The organism is Cupriavidus sp. HE11, from assembly GCF_056097175.1.
In genome coordinates this window covers 1,787,172-1,803,436 of the sequence record NZ_CP184464.1, presented here as the reverse complement: position 1 = coordinate 1,803,436, position 16,265 = coordinate 1,787,172, and the positions used below count along the sequence as shown (strand labels likewise).

The window sequence follows — 16,265 nt, the reverse complement described above, 5'->3', positions numbered from 1 at the left end:
TCAGCACTCGACGATGTTGACGGCCAGCCCGCCGCGCGCGGTTTCCTTGTACTTGGTCTTCATGTCGGCGCCGGTCTCGCGCATCGTCTTGATGACCGAGTCCAGCGACACATAGTGCGTGCCGTCGCCGCGCAAGGCCATGCGTGCCGCGTTGACGGCCTTGACCGATGCCATGGCGTTGCGCTCGATGCACGGAATCTGCACGAGGCCGCCCACCGGATCGCAGGTCAGGCCCAGGTTGTGCTCCATGCCGATCTCGGCCGCATTTTCCACCTGCTCCGGCGTGCCACCCAGCACCGCGGCCAGCGCCCCGGCTGCCATCGAGCAGGCCACGCCGACTTCGCCCTGGCACCCTACCTCGGCGCCGGAGATCGACGCGTTGAGCTTGTAGAGCAGGCCGATGGCGCCGGCGGTCAGCAGGAAGTCGACCACACCCTGGGCGTTGGCGCCGGGGACGAAGCGGTCGTAGTAGTGCAGCACGGCGGGAATGATGCCGGCCGCGCCATTGGTCGGCGCCGTGACCACGCGGCCGCCGGCGGCGTTCTCCTCGTTGACGGCGATCGCGTAGAGGTTGACCCAGTCCATGACGGACAACGGGTCGGAGAGCGTGCGCTCGGCACGCAATGTCAGGTGTCGATAGAGTTCCGGCGCGCGCCGCTTGACCTTGAACGGGCCGGGCAGTTCGCCGTCAGTCCGGCAGCCGCGTGCCACGCACAGCTGCATCACGTCCCAGATATGCAACAGACCGTCGGTGACCTCGTTCTCCGGGCGCCATGTCAGCTCGTTTTCGAGCATGAGCCGGGCAATCGACTTGCCGCTGGCATGGGCCATGTCGAGCATCGCCCGCCCCGTACGGAACGGATGCGGCAACTGCTTGCCGGCGGCCAGCACCTGGGTATTGGGCGCGCCGGCGGTGACGACAAAGCCGCCGCCTACCGACAGATAGCGCGCTTCGCGCAGCGATACGCCATCGGCGTCGTAGGCGTGGAACTTCATGCCATTCGGATGCTCGGCCATCGCCTCGCGCCGATAGAACACGATGTGCTCGCGTTCCACGAACGGTATCGCGTGCTGGCCCAGCAGCGACAGCTGCTTGCTGGCACGCAGCGCCGCCAGCCTGCTGTCGATCGCGTCGGGGTCGACCGTGTCGGGGGATTCGCCCATCAGCCCCAGGATCACGCCCTTGTCGGTGCCGTGCCCTTTGCCGGTGGCGCCGAGCGATCCGTAAAGCTCCACGCGCACACTGGCCACCCGGGGCAGCAGGCCATCGCGCTCCAGGCCATGCGCGAACATCAGGGCCGCCCGCATCGGGCCCACCGTGTGAGAGCTCGACGGGCCAATGCCCACCTTGAACAGATCGAAGACGCTGACTGCCACGGCTGAACTCCAGTGTTGTTACCGGTTCGGGCCCACGAAGCCCGTGGACCGTTGGCCCGCTAGGCCGGCTTGTCCTGATCGGAACGCCCCGGATGACGCCATAGTGCGCCGGGTACGGCGGAAGCGGAAGCGTCGGGGGCGTGCTCTTTCATCTTCACGCTGATGGAGCCGTCCGTTTCGAGAATCGCGAAATGCACGTCTTCCACGCGGGCGCAGCCATTGCGGCGCAAGATCTTGTGCAATTCGTGCGTGCTGATGCGTTCGCGGCGCATGACTTCCTCAAAAACCTCGCCCTGGTGGATCACGATCTGCGGGCGGCCGTCGACAAGCATCTCCACCGGCCGGCTGCGCCACGTCACATACCCAAGCAGCGAGTCGGCCGCGAACAATGTGGCCGCCAGAATCAGACCGGCCAGCACCGAGTTGTCGCCGGCGTTCATCGCGTTCTGCACCGCATTCGAGATGATCAGTAGCAGAACCAGGTCGAACGGCGTGAGCTGCCCGATCTGCCGCCGGCCCGAAATGCGCATCAGCACCAGAATCGCGCCATAGACGATCAGTCCGCGCAGGACGAATTCCCACCAGGGCGCGCTGAGATTCCACATGAATGAGGCCTCCGCTCAAGGGCGGCGCCGGACGCCGACGCCTGCTTTCCCGAGCATAATCCGTCGGCGGCATCCGCGTGTATCGGATGCCGCCTGACAGGCCGGGCACTCACTCGTCGGCGTACTCGCTCATCGGCACGCACGAGCAGAACAGGTTGCGGTCGCCGTACACGTTGTCGGCACGGCCAACCGGCGGCCAGTACTTCTGCGTGCGCAGCGATGCCACCGGGTATGCGGCTTCCTCGCGCGTGTACTTGCGGCTCCACTCGTTACCCACCACCACGGCGGCGGTGTGCGGGGCGTGCTTGAGCGGGTTGTCCTCGCGATCGAAGCTGCCGTCTTCCACGCGCGCGATCTCGCCACGAATGGCGATCATGGCGTCGATGAAGCGGTCGAGCTCGTGCAGCGATTCGCTCTCGGTCGGTTCGATCATCAGCGTGCCCGGTACCGGGAAGCTCATGGTCGGGGCGTGGAAGCCATAGTCCATCAGGCGCTTGGCCACGTCCTCGTTGGAGATGCCCGTGGTCTTCTGCAGCGGACGCAGGTCCAGGATGCATTCGTGTGCCACCAGGCCGTGCTGGCCCGTGTACAGCACCGGGAAGTGCGGCGACAGGCGGCGCGCCACGTAGTTGGCGGTCAGGATCGCGTTCTCGGTGGCGGCGGTCAGCCCGGCCGAGCCCATCATCGCGATATACATCCACGAAATCGGCAGGATGCTGGCCGAGCCGAACGGCGCGGCCGAGATGCCGCCGATGCCGTTGTCGTCGCGACGATAGCCGACGCTGTCCTGGTTCGGCAGGAAGTCGGCCAGATGCGCACCCACTGCTACCGGACCCACGCCCGGGCCGCCACCGCCGTGCGGAATGCAGAACGTCTTGTGCAGGTTCAGGTGCGACACGTCGCCACCGAACTGGCCCGGTGCGGCCACGCCCACCATCGCGTTCATGTTGGCGCCGTCGACATAGACCTGGCCGCCATGCTTGTGCACGATGTCGCAGATCTGCTGCACGCCCTGCTCGAACACGCCATGCGTGGACGGGTACGTGATCATGATCGCGGCCAGGTTCTTGCTGTGCTGCTCGGCCTTCTTCGCCAGGTCGTCCAGGTCGACGTTGCCGTTGTCGTCGCAGGCCACCACCACCACCTTCATGCCGGCCATCTGGGCCGACGCCGGGTTGGTGCCGTGTGCCGACGACGGAATCAGGCAGATGTCACGATGGCTTTCGCCACGGCTGGCGTGGTACGCGTGGATGATCAGCAGGCCCGCGTACTCGCCCTGCGAGCCGGCGTTCGGCTGCAGGCTCACTGCGGCGTAGCCGGTGGCGGCGCACAGCATCGCTTCCAGCTGGTCGATCATTTCGCGATAGCCGACGGTCTGGTCCAGCGGCGCGAACGGGTGGATGTTGCTGAACTCGGGCCACGTCACCGGAATCATCTCGCTGGTGGCGTTGAGCTTCATCGTGCAGGAGCCCAGCGGGATCATCGTGCGGTCCAGCGCCAGGTCCTTGTCGGCCAGCGAACGCAGGTAGCGCAGCATCTCGTGTTCGGCGTGATGCGTGTTGAACACCGGATGCGTCAGGTAGGCGCTCTGGCGCGCCACCTTGGCCGGGAAGCCGTCGCCCACCGACGCCTCGATCTTGTCGAAGTCGGGTACCGGCTTGCCGTGCGCGAAGATTTCCCACAGCGTGACCACGTCGTCGCGCGATGCGGTTTCGTCCAGCGAGATGCCGATGTGCGATGCGCCGGCGTGGCGCAGGTTGATGCCGCGCTGGGTGGCCGTGGCGTGGAACGCCTCGGTGTTGAAGCCGGTTTCCAGCGTCAGCGTGTCGAAGAACGTCTCGTTGACCGGCGCCAGGCCCAGCATCTTCAGGCCGGCGGCCAGCGTGGCGGTCAGGCGGTGCACGCGTTGCGCAATGCGTTTCAGGCCCTGCGGGCCGTGGTAGACCGCGTACATCGACGCCATCACGGCCAGCAGCACCTGCGCGGTGCAGATGTTCGACGTGGCCTTCTCGCGGCGGATATGCTGCTCGCGCGTCTGCAGTGCCAGGCGATAGGCCTTGTTGCCCTGCGCGTCGATCGTGACGCCGACCAGGCGGCCCGGCATCGAACGCTTGAATTCATCCTTGACCGCCATGTAGCCCGCGTGCGGACCACCGAAACCAAGCGGCACGCCAAAGCGCTGCGAATTGCCCACGGCCACGTCGGCGCCCCATTCGCCCGGGGCGGCGATCAGCGTCAGCGCCAGCAGGTCGGCGGCGGCCACCACGCGGCCACCGGCCGCATGCACGGCATCGGCGATGGCGCGGTAGTCGGCCACATCGCCATTCACCCCCGGGTATTGCAGCAGCACGCCAAAGGCATGCGACTGCGCGGCGTCGGCGGCGGGGCCAACCTTCACCTCGATGCCCAGCGGCAGCGCGCGCGTGCGTACCACTTCCAGCGTCTGCGGCAGGACGTCGTCGGCCACGTAGAACGTGTTCGACGCATGCTTGTGCACGCGCTGCAGCAGCGTCATGGCCTCGGCGGCCGCCGTGCCTTCGTCGAGCATCGACGCGTTGGCGATGTCCAGGCCCGTCAGGTCCGTGATCATCTGCTGGAAGTTCAGCATCGCTTCCAGGCGGCCCTGCGAGATTTCCGGCTGGTACGGCGTGTAGGCGGTGTACCAGGCCGGGTTTTCGAAGATGTTGCGCAGCACCACGCCCGGCGTGAGCGTGTTGTAGTAGCCCTGTCCGATGAAGCTCTTCAGCACGCGGTTCTTGGCGGCCAGGCCGCGCAGGCGGGCCAGTGCGGCTTCCTCGGTCAGCGGGGCGGTGAACTCGCCCAGCGACATGCCGTCGCGGCGGCGGATGGCGGCGGGCACCACGGCGTCGATCAGCGCGGCGCGGCTGTCGAAGCCCAGCACCTTGAGCATGTGTTGCTGTTCGGCGCTGTCGGGACCGATATGGCGGGCGGCGAAGGCGTCGCGCGCCTCCAGTTCGGCCAGCGTGGGCCGTGTACCTTGGGCGGCGGCATTCATGGGAAACGGGGCGTTCATGGCAAGGAATCTCGGGGAGCGGGCGGCGGGCAGGTGGTCAGACTGCCCGCCGCGCGTGGCATCAAACAGTCAGCGCCATCAGGCGCCGACGCTGGCCTTGTAGGCGTCGGCGTTCATCAGGCCGTTCACGTCGTCGGCGTTGGCTGGCTTCAGCTTGAACAGCCACGCGTCGAAGGCGTTGGCGTTGACCGATTCCGGCGACGCCGAGGCGGCGTCGTTGACGGCGATCACTTCGCCAGCCACCGGGGCGTAGATGTCGGAAGCCGCCTTGACGGACTCCACCACGGCCAGGGCGTCGCCGGCACCAACCGACTTGCCGACTTCGGGCAGTTCCAGGAAGACGATGTCGCCCAGGGCATCCTGTGCGTGGTCGGTAATGCCGATCGTCAGCGTGCCGTCGGCTTCGACGCGCACCCACTCGTGCGACTCGGTGTACTTCAGGTCAGCGGGGAAGTTCATGAGGTTCTCCGTCAATACAGTTTGTTTCTTGTTTCATTCACCCAGGTCCGCAGCAGGTTGGGCTCGAGCGGACGGGTGGAGGGGCGACCGTTTGATGTGAAGCCGGGCGATGCCTCAGCTCACGAGTGCCTTGCCATTACGCACAAACGGCAGTTTAACCACAGTCGCGGTCAGTTTGCGGTCACGAATCTCGACCTGGACGTCGGTGCCGGGCGCCACGTCCTTCGGCAGGCGGGCAAACGCGATCGACAACTGCAGGCTCGGGCTGAACGTGCCGCTGGTGATTTCACCAGCTCCGGCGGCGGTGATTACCTTCTGGTGCGCACGCAGCACGCCGCCCTTGTCGCGCAGGATCAGGCCCGCGAATGTCTGTTTCTGGCCGCCGGCCACCAGGGCCTGCTTGCCGGTGAAGTCGCGCTCGCTCTGCAGGTCGACCGTCCAGGCCAGGCCGGCGTCGAGCGGCGACGTGTTGATATCCATGTCCTGGCCATACAGGTTCATGCCGGCTTCCAGGCGCAGCGTGTCGCGCGCGCCCAGGCCAGCCGGGCGCACGCCCGCCGCGGACAGCTTTTCCCAGATGCCGGCAACGTTTTCGGCCGGCACCACCAGTTCGAAGCCGTCTTCGCCGGTGTATCCGGTGCGGGCGATCATCAGCTCGCCCATTTCGGGGTCCTGCACCACAAGCGCGTTGAACGGCTTGAGTGCGTCGGCGGGCTGGGTGGAGGGGAAAGCCTGGTAGACCTTGGCGCGCGCATTGGGGCCCTGCACGGCCACGATGGCCAGCTTGCCGGCGCCGGCCGGCGCAACGTCGCCACGGCGCGGCGTGATCGTCACGCCGCTGCCGGTGGCCGCGTTGCGCGACTGGATCCATTCGATGTCGCCGATGGCCGTGCTGGCGTTCACCACAAGGCGGAAATGATTCTCGGCAAAGAAGTAGACGATCAGGTCGTCGATGACGCCGCCCTTGTCATCGAGCATGCAGGAATACAGCGCCTTGCCCGGCGTTTGCAGCTTGTCGACGTTGTTGGCCAGCAGGCCGCGCAGGAAGGCGCGCGTCTGGGCGCCGTGCAGGTCGACCACGCACATGTGCGACACGTCGAACATGCCGGCATCGGCACGCACGGCATTGTGTTCCTCGATCTGCGACCCGTAGTTGACCGGCATGTCCCAGCCGCCAAAGTCGACCATGCGGGCGCCAAGGGCGCGGTGGATAGCGTTGAGGGGCGTGGCCTGGAGCGTCATGGATATCCTCGGGGGCGGTTCGAAAACGAAAAAAGGGTCATCCGCCGCAACGATCGGTGCACCAATGTGCAACCAATCCGCTGCGGCGGATGACCCCTCTGTCCTCGATACCTGAGAGATTACGAAGCGTCGGCGTGCCGCGCGCTTCGTGCGCCCCTTCGGTGGACATGCTCACCCTGCGTCAGGGCAGTGGCGGATGTCGCTCTCCAGAGTGCGGCATGCATCGTGTGCATGTTGCATGCCGATCCGGTCGGTCCATGGTGCCTGAGAGTTTTTGGGTAGTTCCCCTTCGGCGGCGCAGTCGCTGCGCGCTCTCCCGGCCGGATGCGCGAGAATGTACGGGACCGGTCTGCCTTTGTCAAACGCAAGCCTGACGCCGGCCACCGGCCACGCCCCCGGATCTGGAACTTGTTGCCGGCCGGTTATCGGTGGTCCTTCGTCACGACGTTACCGATCACACCGCCCACGGCCGCACCGCCCAGCGTACCCAGCGCACTGCCGTCGGTCAGCACGGCACCGCCCAGCGCACCGGCGCCCGCGCCAATGGCCGTGTTCCGCTGCTTCGGCGTCATGTCCGCGCAGCCGGCAAAGCCCACCAGCGTCACGCCGATCAGGGCAACTTTCGAAAGGGTGCGAAGCGTCTTCATGATTGGCTCCTTTGTTGTCATCGAGCATCGTTTCCGATTTGTGGATCTGTCCCGAACCGGTCGCGCCACGCGCAAGACCCGCGCGGTCCTGCCCGACAAGAGGCAAGCTCCATGCCCCGGGATCCGCCGTTTTACGATTGTTACCAGCCTGAAACGCCTCTTGTCGGACGCCGCCCGACAACCGGTCCAGGCCTGAAGCGCGTGTTAACATCGACGCCTTTGGCGCGCAGCCCCTCAGGTGCGCCTTGAGCCATCCCGCCCGCAACGTTCCCCCTGCCTCATGACTCACGGACTCAATGCCGCGCAATCCGAAGCGGTTCGCTATCTGGACGGCCCCTGCCTTGTGCTGGCGGGCGCCGGCTCGGGCAAGACGCGCGTGATCACGCAGAAAATCGCCCACCTGATCGAGGACAAGGGGTTCGAGCCACGTCACATCGCGGCCGTCACGTTCACGAACAAGGCGGCGAAAGAGATGCAGGAGCGCATCGGCAAGCTGATGGAAGGCAAGACCACGCGCGAAGGGAAGCGCATTCCACTCAAGCAGCTGACGGTTTGTACGTTTCACTCGCTGGGCGTGCAAATCTTGCGCATGGAAGCCGAGCATGTCGGGTTGAAGCCACAGTTCTCGATCATGGATGCGGACGACTGCTTCGGCCTGATCCAGGAGCAGCTCGGCACGACCGACAAGAAGCTGATTCGCAGCGTGCAGGGCACGATTTCGCTGTGGAAGAACGGCATGGTCGATCCCGAGACGGCACTCGCGCAGGCCGCCGATGCCGACGAACACCAGGCCGCGATGGTCTATCGCAACTACGTGGCCACGCTGAATGCCTACCAGGCGGTGGACTTCGACGACCTGATCCGGCTGCCCGCCGAGCTGTTCGCGCGCGACGAGGCCGTGCGCCTGAAGTGGCAGAACCGCCTGCGCTATTTCCTGGTCGACGAATACCAGGACACCAACGCGTGCCAGTACCAGCTGCTGAAGCTGCTGGCGGGTGGCTCGCACCTGCGCGCGCCGGCATTTACGGCGGTGGGCGACGACGACCAGGCCATCTACGGCTGGCGCGGCGCCACGCTGGACAACCTGCGGCTGCTGCAGACCGACTTTCCCGACCTCAAGGTGGTCAAGCTGGAGCAGAACTACCGCTCCACGGTGCGCATCCTCGAAGCGGCCAACGCGGTGATCGCCAACAATCCGAAGCTGTTCGACAAGAAGCTGTGGTCGGAACACGGCATGGGCGATCCGATCGCGATCCACCCGATGAACGACGAGGAGCACGAGGCAGAGTCGGTGGTGTTCCGCCTGTCTGCGCACAAGTTCGAGCGCCGCGCACAATTTCGCGACTACGCCATTCTCTATCGCGGCAACCACCAGGCGCGGCTGTTCGAACAGATCCTGCGCCGCGAGCGCATTCCGTATGTGCTGTCGGGCGGCCAGAGTTTCTTCGACAAGGCCGAGATCAAGGACATCTGCGCCTATCTGCGCCTGATCGCCAACCCCGACGACGACCCCGCGTTCATCCGCGCCATCACCACGCCGCGCCGTGGGGTGGGCAACACCACGCTCGAGGCGCTGGGCACGTTTGCGGGCCAGGCCAAGGTGTCGCTGTTCGAGGCGGCAATGATGGGCGGCATCGAGGCCAAGCTGCAGCCGCGCCAGCTGGAGCCGCTGCGTACGTTCTGCGAATCGATGGTGCGCCTGGCCGACCGCGCGGCGAACGACCCCGCCACCGTGGTGCTGGACGATCTGATGGAAGGCATCCATTACGAGGCCTACCTGTACGACACCTTCGACGAACGGCAGGCGCAGTCGCGCTGGACCAACACGCTCGAATTCCTGGACTGGCTCAAGCGCAAGGGCACCCGTCCCGAGGCCGAAGGCGAGGGCGAGGCCACCGGCTTTGACACGGCCGACGGTTTTGGCGACGAAGGCAAGAACCTGCTCGAACTGACCCAGACCGTGGCGCTGATGAGCATGCTCGAAGGCCGCGAGGAAGACCCGGATGCCGTGCGGCTGTCGACGCTGCACGCGTCGAAGGGCCTCGAATATCCGCACGTGTTCCTGGTGGGCGTGGAAGAGGGCATCCTGCCCCACACGCGCGAGGACGAAGACCTGGGCGACGAGAAGATCGAGGAAGAACGCCGCCTGATGTATGTGGGCATCACGCGTGCGCAGCGCAGCCTGCAGATCAGCTGGTGCAAGAAGCGCAAGCGGGCACGCGAAACCTATTCGGTCGAACCGTCGCGCTTCATTGCCGAGATGAAGCTCGAGGAAGCCCCGGCACCGCAGGACAACACGCCGGCGATGAGTCCGAAGGACCGGCTCGCCGGCCTGAAAGCCTTGCTCAACAAGCCCGCCGCGGGCTGACTTGATACAAGGCTGACAAGACACATAGGCACGCGCTCACTAGGATTGGCGGCGCGTGGAAACGTCTCTCGGACGTTCCTGCGACACACCGCGCCCGCCCTTCGGTTGCGGTGTGGCTGGGCGCATGCGAGCCCGGCTTCTTCCCTGTTGAACGCTCCCGGATGCGGCAGCACCGGGGGCGTATTTTTCTCCCCGGGACCTTGCCCTGCGTGAACCTGCGCAGCGCCCCGCCCCGCGCCTCCTTGTGCGCTTCGCTGCACGTATCAAAATTGATACAAAGCCGGCATCGCCTGTAATCTCCCGACTGGTACATTGGCCGATCGGATGTCCCGCGTATTCCTCACTTTTTTCCCATGGACCTGTCGCCCAACCTGCCCATTCGTCTGCTGATCGTCGATGACGATCCCCAGATCCGTTCCATGCTGGCCGAATACCTGGCCACGTTCGGCATGGAGGCGGAGGGCGCGGAAGGCGGCTCAGCGATGCGCGCGGCAATGGGCCGGCAGGAATACGATCTCGTGATCCTGGACCTGTCGCTGCCCGGCGAGAACGGCCTGACGCTGTGCCGCGAGATCCGCGAGCAGAGCAACCTGCCCGTGATCATGCTGACCGCCCGTGCCGAGCTGGCAGACCGCGTGGTGGGCCTGGAGGTGGGTGCGGACGACTACGTGACCAAGCCGTTCGAAATGCGCGAGCTGGTGGCCCGCATCCACACCGTGCTGCGGCGCAGTCGCGGCGAGGTGCGACGCACGACGCCGGCCACGGCGGGGCACGAGATGCGCTTTGGCTGCTGGCGCCTGAATGCCACGTTGCGCCAGCTGGTCGATGCCGAAGAGACGGTGGTGCCGCTGTCCAACGCGGAATTCCGACTGCTGCTGACGTTCATCGAGAATCCGAACCGGGTGCTCGACCGCGAGATGCTGATCAACAATGCACGCGGCCGCGACCTGGACGTCTTCGACCGCAGCATCGACCTGCTGGTATCACGGCTGCGCCAGAAGCTGCGTGACGATCCGCGCGATTCGTCGCTGATCCGCACCGTGCGTGGCGAAGGATACGTCTTTACCGGCAACGTGGAGCACTGAAGGCATGGCTGCTGCGATCCCGCCGTCAACCGGCGGTGCTTCGGCGATGCGGCCCGAACCGCGCGCCGTGGAACCGGCCAGACGCCGCCGGTTCAACTCGATGTTCATGCGGTTGTTCTTTGTCATGACCGCCATCATGCTGGCCGTGCACGTGCTGGGCGTGACCGTGATCGAGAGCGTGTTTCCGCGCCCCGGATCGGAACGCTACATGGAGCGCATGCGCCGCGCGGCCTCCGATGCAGAGGCGGCTGGCCAGCTGCTGCCCAACGGGCCGCCCCCGCATCCGCTCGAAGGCGTCTTCATGCCCGACCGGCCGCCTGGCCCGCCGCCCGGCATGCGAGGCAATGAGCCGTTCGATTTCGATGGCCCGCCGCTGCGCCCCGAGGCCTTCGGCGAGCGCCCGCCATTCAGTCGCCCGCCCGGCCCGCCGAAGGGATTCCATATCCGTGGCATCTGGCCGCCGCACCTGGGCCTGATCTTCCAGCTTGCGGCCATCCTGATCGCGTCATGGGTGGGTGCCCGCCTGCTGGCGCGGCCGGTGCAGCAACTGGCCAGCGGCGCGAACCGCCTGGCGCAGGACGTGCACGCGCCGCCGCTGGACGAGGACACCGGCCCAGCCGAAGCCCGCGATGCCACGCACGCACTGAACCTGATGCAGCAGCGCATCCGCACCCAGCTGGCGCAGCAGTCGCGCTTTCTGGCAGCGGTATCGCACGACCTGCGCACGCCGCTGACGCGCATGAGCCTGCGCATCGAACGCATCGAGGACAACGACGTGCGCTATCGCCTGCGCCAGGATCTGGCCGAGATGAATGGCCTGATCGATGCCACGCTCTATTACCTGCGCGAGCGCGACGATGGCGCCGGCCCGCGCCAGCGCGTGGATGTGCTGGCGCTGCTACAGGCCGTGGTCGACGATGCCCAGGAGATCGGGCAGGACGTGCGCCTGTCTGGCGAAGCGGCACCGCTGCTGGCCTATCCGACCGAACTGCGTCGCGCCGTGGTCAACCTGGTGGAAAACGCGCATCGCTATGGCGGCGCCGCGCACATCATCCTGACCGACAGCCCCGAGCGCGTATCGATCGATGTCTGCGACAACGGCCCCGGCATTCCGCCGGCCGAACTGTCGCGCGTGCTTGAGCCGTTCTATCGCGTGGAATCGTCGCGCAGCCGCGCCACCGGCGGCGTGGGCATGGGCCTGTCGATTACCGCCGATATCGTGGCGCGCCACGGCGGTGACCTGAAGCTGTCCAACCGCGTCGAAGGCGGCCTGCGCGTCAGCATCACGCTGCCGCGCGCCTGACGCTGCGGCGGATACTGACGCCCTTGCTCAGGCGCGCTGCGGCAGGCCGCTCTTGCCGATCGGTGCCAGCTGCACGTACTGCGAGCCGCGCAGCCCGCGCGTGAAGTCCAGCGTGAAGTCGCCCACGTCGATACGGGCCTGCAGGGCACGCCGCAATTCGGTCGTGCCCGATCCCTTCATGCCCGCAGCCGATCGCGCCAGCCAGGCCGCGCCGATATAGCCGGCCAGCGTGGCGGGCGAGGGCGGCTCGTCGAGATACTGCTTCATGCGGGCCACGTGCTCCTTCACCACACGCAGCGTCGACTCCTGCGGACCCGGGGCAATCTGCGTCACGACCATGCCGCCCGCGTAGTTGGCACCGAGGATTTCGCGCGCCGACGACGGGCTGACCGCCGAGAGTCCCACCAGGAAGCCGTACCAGTTCTGCGCTGCCAGCGCGCGGCCCAGGCTGCCATAGGCCAGCGTGTCGCCTGCCACGATCACGGCGCCGGGCCGGGCGGCGGCAATACGTTTCGCGCTGTCGTCGAAGTTGCCGGTCAGCGCTACCGCGCGCGTCGAGATGTCTTTTTCCAGACGGGCCAGCCATGGCGTACCGGCGCCAAGCGTGCCCGCCGCAAAGTCGGGTGACACGGCCAGCGCGATGCCCGACAGTCCGTAGCTGCGCAACTGATGCACGGCGGCGTCCAGCTCGGCCTGGTAGTCGGCGCGCGTGAACCACACGTTGTCGGCCGCCATGGTCAGCCCCGACAGCGGCGCCACGATCTGCACCCCACGCCGCGTCAGGTCGGCAGAGCCTGCCAGCGTGGGCAGCAGGCTGTCACCGGGCCCGAACAGTACTTCCGCGCGTTCATTGTCGGCCAGCGCCACGGCCTGTGCGACGGCCGCGCGCGGGTTCGAAGCGTCGGCGTCGCGCACCACATGGACGATGCGCAGGCCGCCGTTGCTGGCCGGCGACGCATTGAAGGCATCGAACATCACCTTGGCGCCCGCCAGATAATCGCGCGCCTGATCGGCCTGCGGGCCCACGCGGTCTACCAGATGACCCACCACAAGCTGGCGGCGCAGCACCTGGCCGGCGGGCTGCGCAAACGCGGGCAGCACGGCGGCGGAAGTCAGGGCGCCAAGCATCTGCAAGGCGCGGCGGCGGCCCGGGAAAGCGGGCAGACACGCGAGGGTCGACTGCGGCGAGGCTGGGCGCATGGCAGTGGAAAGATCAAGTGGGACGGGATGTGCTTCGGAAAGCGAATACGGGCGGGACTTCGAGAGTCGGACCCGAGACTATCGGCCCTTCATGACGCTTCCGTGACTTTCACCAGACTTGAGGCCCCCCGTTGGCGGGGCTGGCAGGTGTAGGGTTGCCGTGATCTTGATGCGCATCAAGGTTGTTGCATCGGGCCAGGCATAGGATCGATCGTCATTCCGCCCACAAATCGAGTCTCCGCATGTCCGCCCCCATTCCAGACGTCGCCGGCACGGCTTTCGACCGCCGCGCGCTTGCCGATTTCCGCAGCCTGGCCGGCCGCATCGACGGCAACGGCCCCCGCTATACCTCGTATCCCACGGCCGACCGCTTCCACAACGAAGTTGGCGATGCCGGCTACCGGACCGCGCTGCAAGCCTGCCGCGCCGATTCGCCGGCCCCGCTGTCGCTGTATCTCCATATCCCGTTCTGCGAGAACATCTGCTACTACTGCGGCTGCAACAAGATCATCACCAAGGACCACAGCCGCAGCGCGCTATACGTCGATTACCTGTCGCGCGAGATGGCCATGGTCGCCGGACGCCTGGGCGAACGGCGCGCCGTGATGCAATCGCACTGGGGCGGCGGTACGCCGACCTTCCTCGATCCCGATGAAATGCGCCGTGTGATGGCAGCGCTGCACGAGCATTTCGTGCTGCTGCCCGAAGGCGAGCATTCGATCGAGATCGATCCGCGCCGCGTAACGGACGAGCGAATGGACCTGCTGGCCGAACTGGGCTTCAACCGGATCAGCCTGGGCGTGCAGGACTTCGATCCCGAGGTGCAGGAAGCCGTGCACCGGGTGCAGTCCTATGAAGAAACGCGCGCCGTGGTGCTGGCGGCGCGCCGCCTGGGCTTCCAGTCGGTCAGCGTCGACCTGATCTACGGATTGCCACACCAGACTACCGCACGCTTTGGCGAGACTATCGAAAAGGTGCTGGAACTGCGGCCGAACCGGCTGTCGGTCTACAGCTACGCGCATCTGCCGCACGTGTTCAAGCCGCAACGCCGTATCGATGCCGCAACACTGCCGCCGGCCGCCGAGAAGCTCGATATCCTGGTGTCGACCATCGAACGGCTGACTGCCGCCGGCTATGTCTACATCGGCATGGATCACTTTGCGCTGCCCGACGACGACCTGGCGGTGGCCCAGCGCGAAGGCCGCCTGCAACGCAATTTCCAGGGCTATGCCACGCATGCCGGCTATGACCAGATCGGGCTGGGGGTGTCGGCCATCGGCGCCGTGGCCGGGCACTATGTGCAGAACGCCCGCACCACGGACGAGTACTACGCTGCCATCGACGCAGGGCGCCTGCCGGTGGTGCGCGGCTTCGAGATGTCCGCAGACGATCATCTGCGCAAGGCCATCATCGGCGCGCTGATGTGCAATGGCACGCTCGATATTGCCGAGGTGGAACAGACGTACGGCATCGACTTTGCCGCCACCTTCGCGGCCGAACTGGCCGATCTGGACAAGCTGGCCGTCGATCACCTGGTGCGCCGAACGCCGGACCGCATCGACATCACCGAACTGGGTCGCCTGCTGGTACGCCGTGTGGCGATGGTGTTCGACCGCTACCTGCGTGACGATGCCGCGCGCCCGCAACCGGCGCCGAATGCCGCAAACGATGCCAGGGTGATACCGCTGGTACGCTATTCACGCGTGGTCTAGCGTCGCAGATTCGCCAGAAACTAAAAAGCCCGCGAATGTCTCGCGGGCTTTTTGCTGGGCCAAGGCCCGGTATCGGGCCTTGGCCTGGACTTCCTGCAAAGCTTATTTCGCTGCGTTGGCCATGTAGTCCGATGCGGCGATCACGTCTGCATCCGGGCCGGCGTAGCCACCCTTGGGCGGCATCACACCCTTGCCCTTGAGCGCGTAGTTGTGAACCACGTCCATGCCTTCCTTCAGGCGCGGGGCCCAGGCTGCCTTGTCGCCAAACTTCGGCGCACCAGCCACGCCAGCTGCGTGGCATGCGGCGCAAACCTGTTCGTAGACCTTCTTGCCGGTGTCCGCCGATGCCGCGGCTGGCGCGGCAGCCGGTGCGGCCGGTGCAGCGGCTGCCGGGGCGGGAGCCGCAGCTGCGGCGGGTGCCGGTGCTGCTGCCGGAGCTGCGGGCGCCTCCGGGGCCGAAGCCGCAGCCTGGGCGGTGGCGCCCTGGGCCGGGGCAGCCGGCTCGGGGAACTTGGCGCCGCCGGCATCGGCCATGTAGACCACGGCGCGTCCCAGTTCGTAGTCGCTGAGATCGTCCGGCGACGTGCCGGCGCGGGCAGGCATCGCGCCCTTGCCGTTCAGCACCGACTTCAGCAGGCCGTCAAAGCCCTGGCCGATACGGGCCGTCCAGTCGCCGGCCGTGCCGTACTTCGGCGCACCAGCCGCGCCCGTGGCGTGACACGCGGCGCAAACTTCCTTGTAGACCTGCTCGCCCGTCTTGAAGACGCGCGGGGCATTGGGGTCCTTGATCTCGAGTGACGCTACCGGCGCGATACGGCTGTTCACCGCTTCCACGCTCTGGGTGGAGCCGGCGCCCTCGCGGGTGCCATGTCCGACAAAATTGACCAGCAGGATGATGACGATAATCGGCACCAGAAAGGCGGCGATCACAACAGCGATAAGCTGCTTAGGGGTCTTGATTGGCGACTCGTGGTGGTCGTTTTGATGGACGTCACTCATACAGAACTCTCGATTTTGCGGGAAACCTATTGCACAGCACGTGGGGGCGGCTTGCTTGTCTGGCCCTGTCTTCGGGGATGAATCTGTCGGTCTTCGCGTCCGGGGCCGTCTCCTGCCCCGCTACGTCTCTGGTACGACGCAAATAGCTGCCGATTATAGACCCAAGACCCGGCCCACGGGGCCAAAAGCGACGGCTCAGAGACCTGTGAAAACCCGGGTTTCGCAGCCCCCGGC

Annotated in this window: 12 protein-coding genes and 2 riboswitches; of the genes, 4 read left to right on the top strand and 8 right to left on the bottom strand. The window is 66.4% G+C overall.

The window, feature by feature from the left end; genetic code table 11:
- The 6 genes from ACOABP_RS08450 to ACOABP_RS08425 form a co-directional block, all read right to left on the bottom strand.
- Positions 1-1,377, bottom strand: coding sequence for an L-serine ammonia-lyase (locus ACOABP_RS08450; RefSeq protein WP_474227715.1), 1,377 nt, complete (start codon positions 1,375-1,377; stop codon positions 1-3).
- 59 nt (positions 1,378-1,436) lie between these two features.
- The gene (locus ACOABP_RS08445; protein ID WP_474227714.1) at positions 1,437-1,982 is read right to left on the bottom strand and encodes a DUF421 domain-containing protein; all 546 of its coding nucleotides are present in this window, start codon (positions 1,980-1,982) and stop codon (positions 1,437-1,439) included.
- 109 nt (positions 1,983-2,091) lie between these two features.
- Positions 2,092-5,016 (bottom strand): aminomethyl-transferring glycine dehydrogenase, encoded by a 2,925-nt coding sequence (gcvP, locus tag ACOABP_RS08440; RefSeq protein WP_474227713.1) that lies wholly within the window; start codon positions 5,014-5,016, stop codon positions 2,092-2,094.
- A gap of 78 nt (positions 5,017-5,094) precedes the next feature.
- Complete coding sequence (gcvH, locus tag ACOABP_RS08435; RefSeq protein WP_066736792.1) at positions 5,095-5,475, bottom strand: glycine cleavage system protein GcvH; 381 nt, start codon at positions 5,473-5,475, stop codon at positions 5,095-5,097.
- 114 nt (positions 5,476-5,589) lie between these two features.
- A complete protein-coding gene (gene gcvT, locus ACOABP_RS08430; RefSeq protein WP_474227712.1) occupies positions 5,590-6,717 on the bottom strand; it encodes a glycine cleavage system aminomethyltransferase GcvT in 1,128 nt (375 codons plus the stop codon).
- A gap of 88 nt (positions 6,718-6,805) precedes the next feature.
- A riboswitch (glycine riboswitch) is annotated at positions 6,806-6,937 on the bottom strand.
- A gap of 21 nt (positions 6,938-6,958) precedes the next feature.
- Positions 6,959-7,046: riboswitch (glycine riboswitch) on the bottom strand.
- A gap of 93 nt (positions 7,047-7,139) precedes the next feature.
- The gene (locus tag ACOABP_RS08425) at positions 7,140-7,364 is read right to left on the bottom strand and encodes a glycine zipper 2TM domain-containing protein (RefSeq protein ID WP_474227711.1); all 225 of its coding nucleotides are present in this window, start codon (positions 7,362-7,364) and stop codon (positions 7,140-7,142) included.
- Positions 7,365-7,644: 280 nt separating this feature from the next.
- Between ACOABP_RS08425 and ACOABP_RS08420 the strand changes: the two genes are divergently transcribed.
- The 3 genes from ACOABP_RS08420 (at position 7,645) to ACOABP_RS08410 (ending at position 12,120) form a co-directional block, all read left to right on the top strand.
- Positions 7,645-9,732 (top strand): UvrD-helicase domain-containing protein, encoded by a 2,088-nt coding sequence (locus tag ACOABP_RS08420; RefSeq protein ID WP_474227710.1) that lies wholly within the window; start codon positions 7,645-7,647, stop codon positions 9,730-9,732.
- A gap of 353 nt (positions 9,733-10,085) precedes the next feature.
- On the top strand, positions 10,086-10,817 hold the full coding sequence (locus tag ACOABP_RS08415; protein ID WP_474227709.1) for a response regulator: 732 nt from the start codon (positions 10,086-10,088) through the stop codon (positions 10,815-10,817).
- Between the two features lie 4 nt (positions 10,818-10,821).
- Positions 10,822-12,120 carry an ATP-binding protein gene (locus ACOABP_RS08410; protein WP_474227708.1) on the top strand — a complete coding sequence of 433 codons (1,299 nt, stop codon included), beginning with the start codon at positions 10,822-10,824 and terminating at the stop codon, positions 12,118-12,120.
- A 27-nt stretch (positions 12,121-12,147) separates the two neighbouring features.
- Here ACOABP_RS08410 and ACOABP_RS08405 read toward each other — a convergent pair whose 3' ends face one another.
- Complete coding sequence (locus ACOABP_RS08405; RefSeq protein ID WP_474227707.1) at positions 12,148-13,320, bottom strand: ABC transporter substrate-binding protein; 1,173 nt, start codon at positions 13,318-13,320, stop codon at positions 12,148-12,150.
- Between the two features lie 242 nt (positions 13,321-13,562).
- Here ACOABP_RS08405 and hemN point away from each other — a divergent pair, with 242 nt between their 5' ends.
- Complete coding sequence (hemN, locus tag ACOABP_RS08400; protein WP_474227706.1) at positions 13,563-15,032, top strand: oxygen-independent coproporphyrinogen III oxidase; 1,470 nt, start codon at positions 13,563-13,565, stop codon at positions 15,030-15,032.
- A 102-nt stretch (positions 15,033-15,134) separates the two neighbouring features.
- Here hemN and ACOABP_RS08395 read toward each other — a convergent pair whose 3' ends face one another.
- Entirely contained in the window at positions 15,135-16,031 is an 897-nt protein-coding gene (locus ACOABP_RS08395; RefSeq protein WP_474227705.1) for a c-type cytochrome, read from the bottom strand.
- Positions 16,032-16,265: the final 234 nt, after the last annotated feature.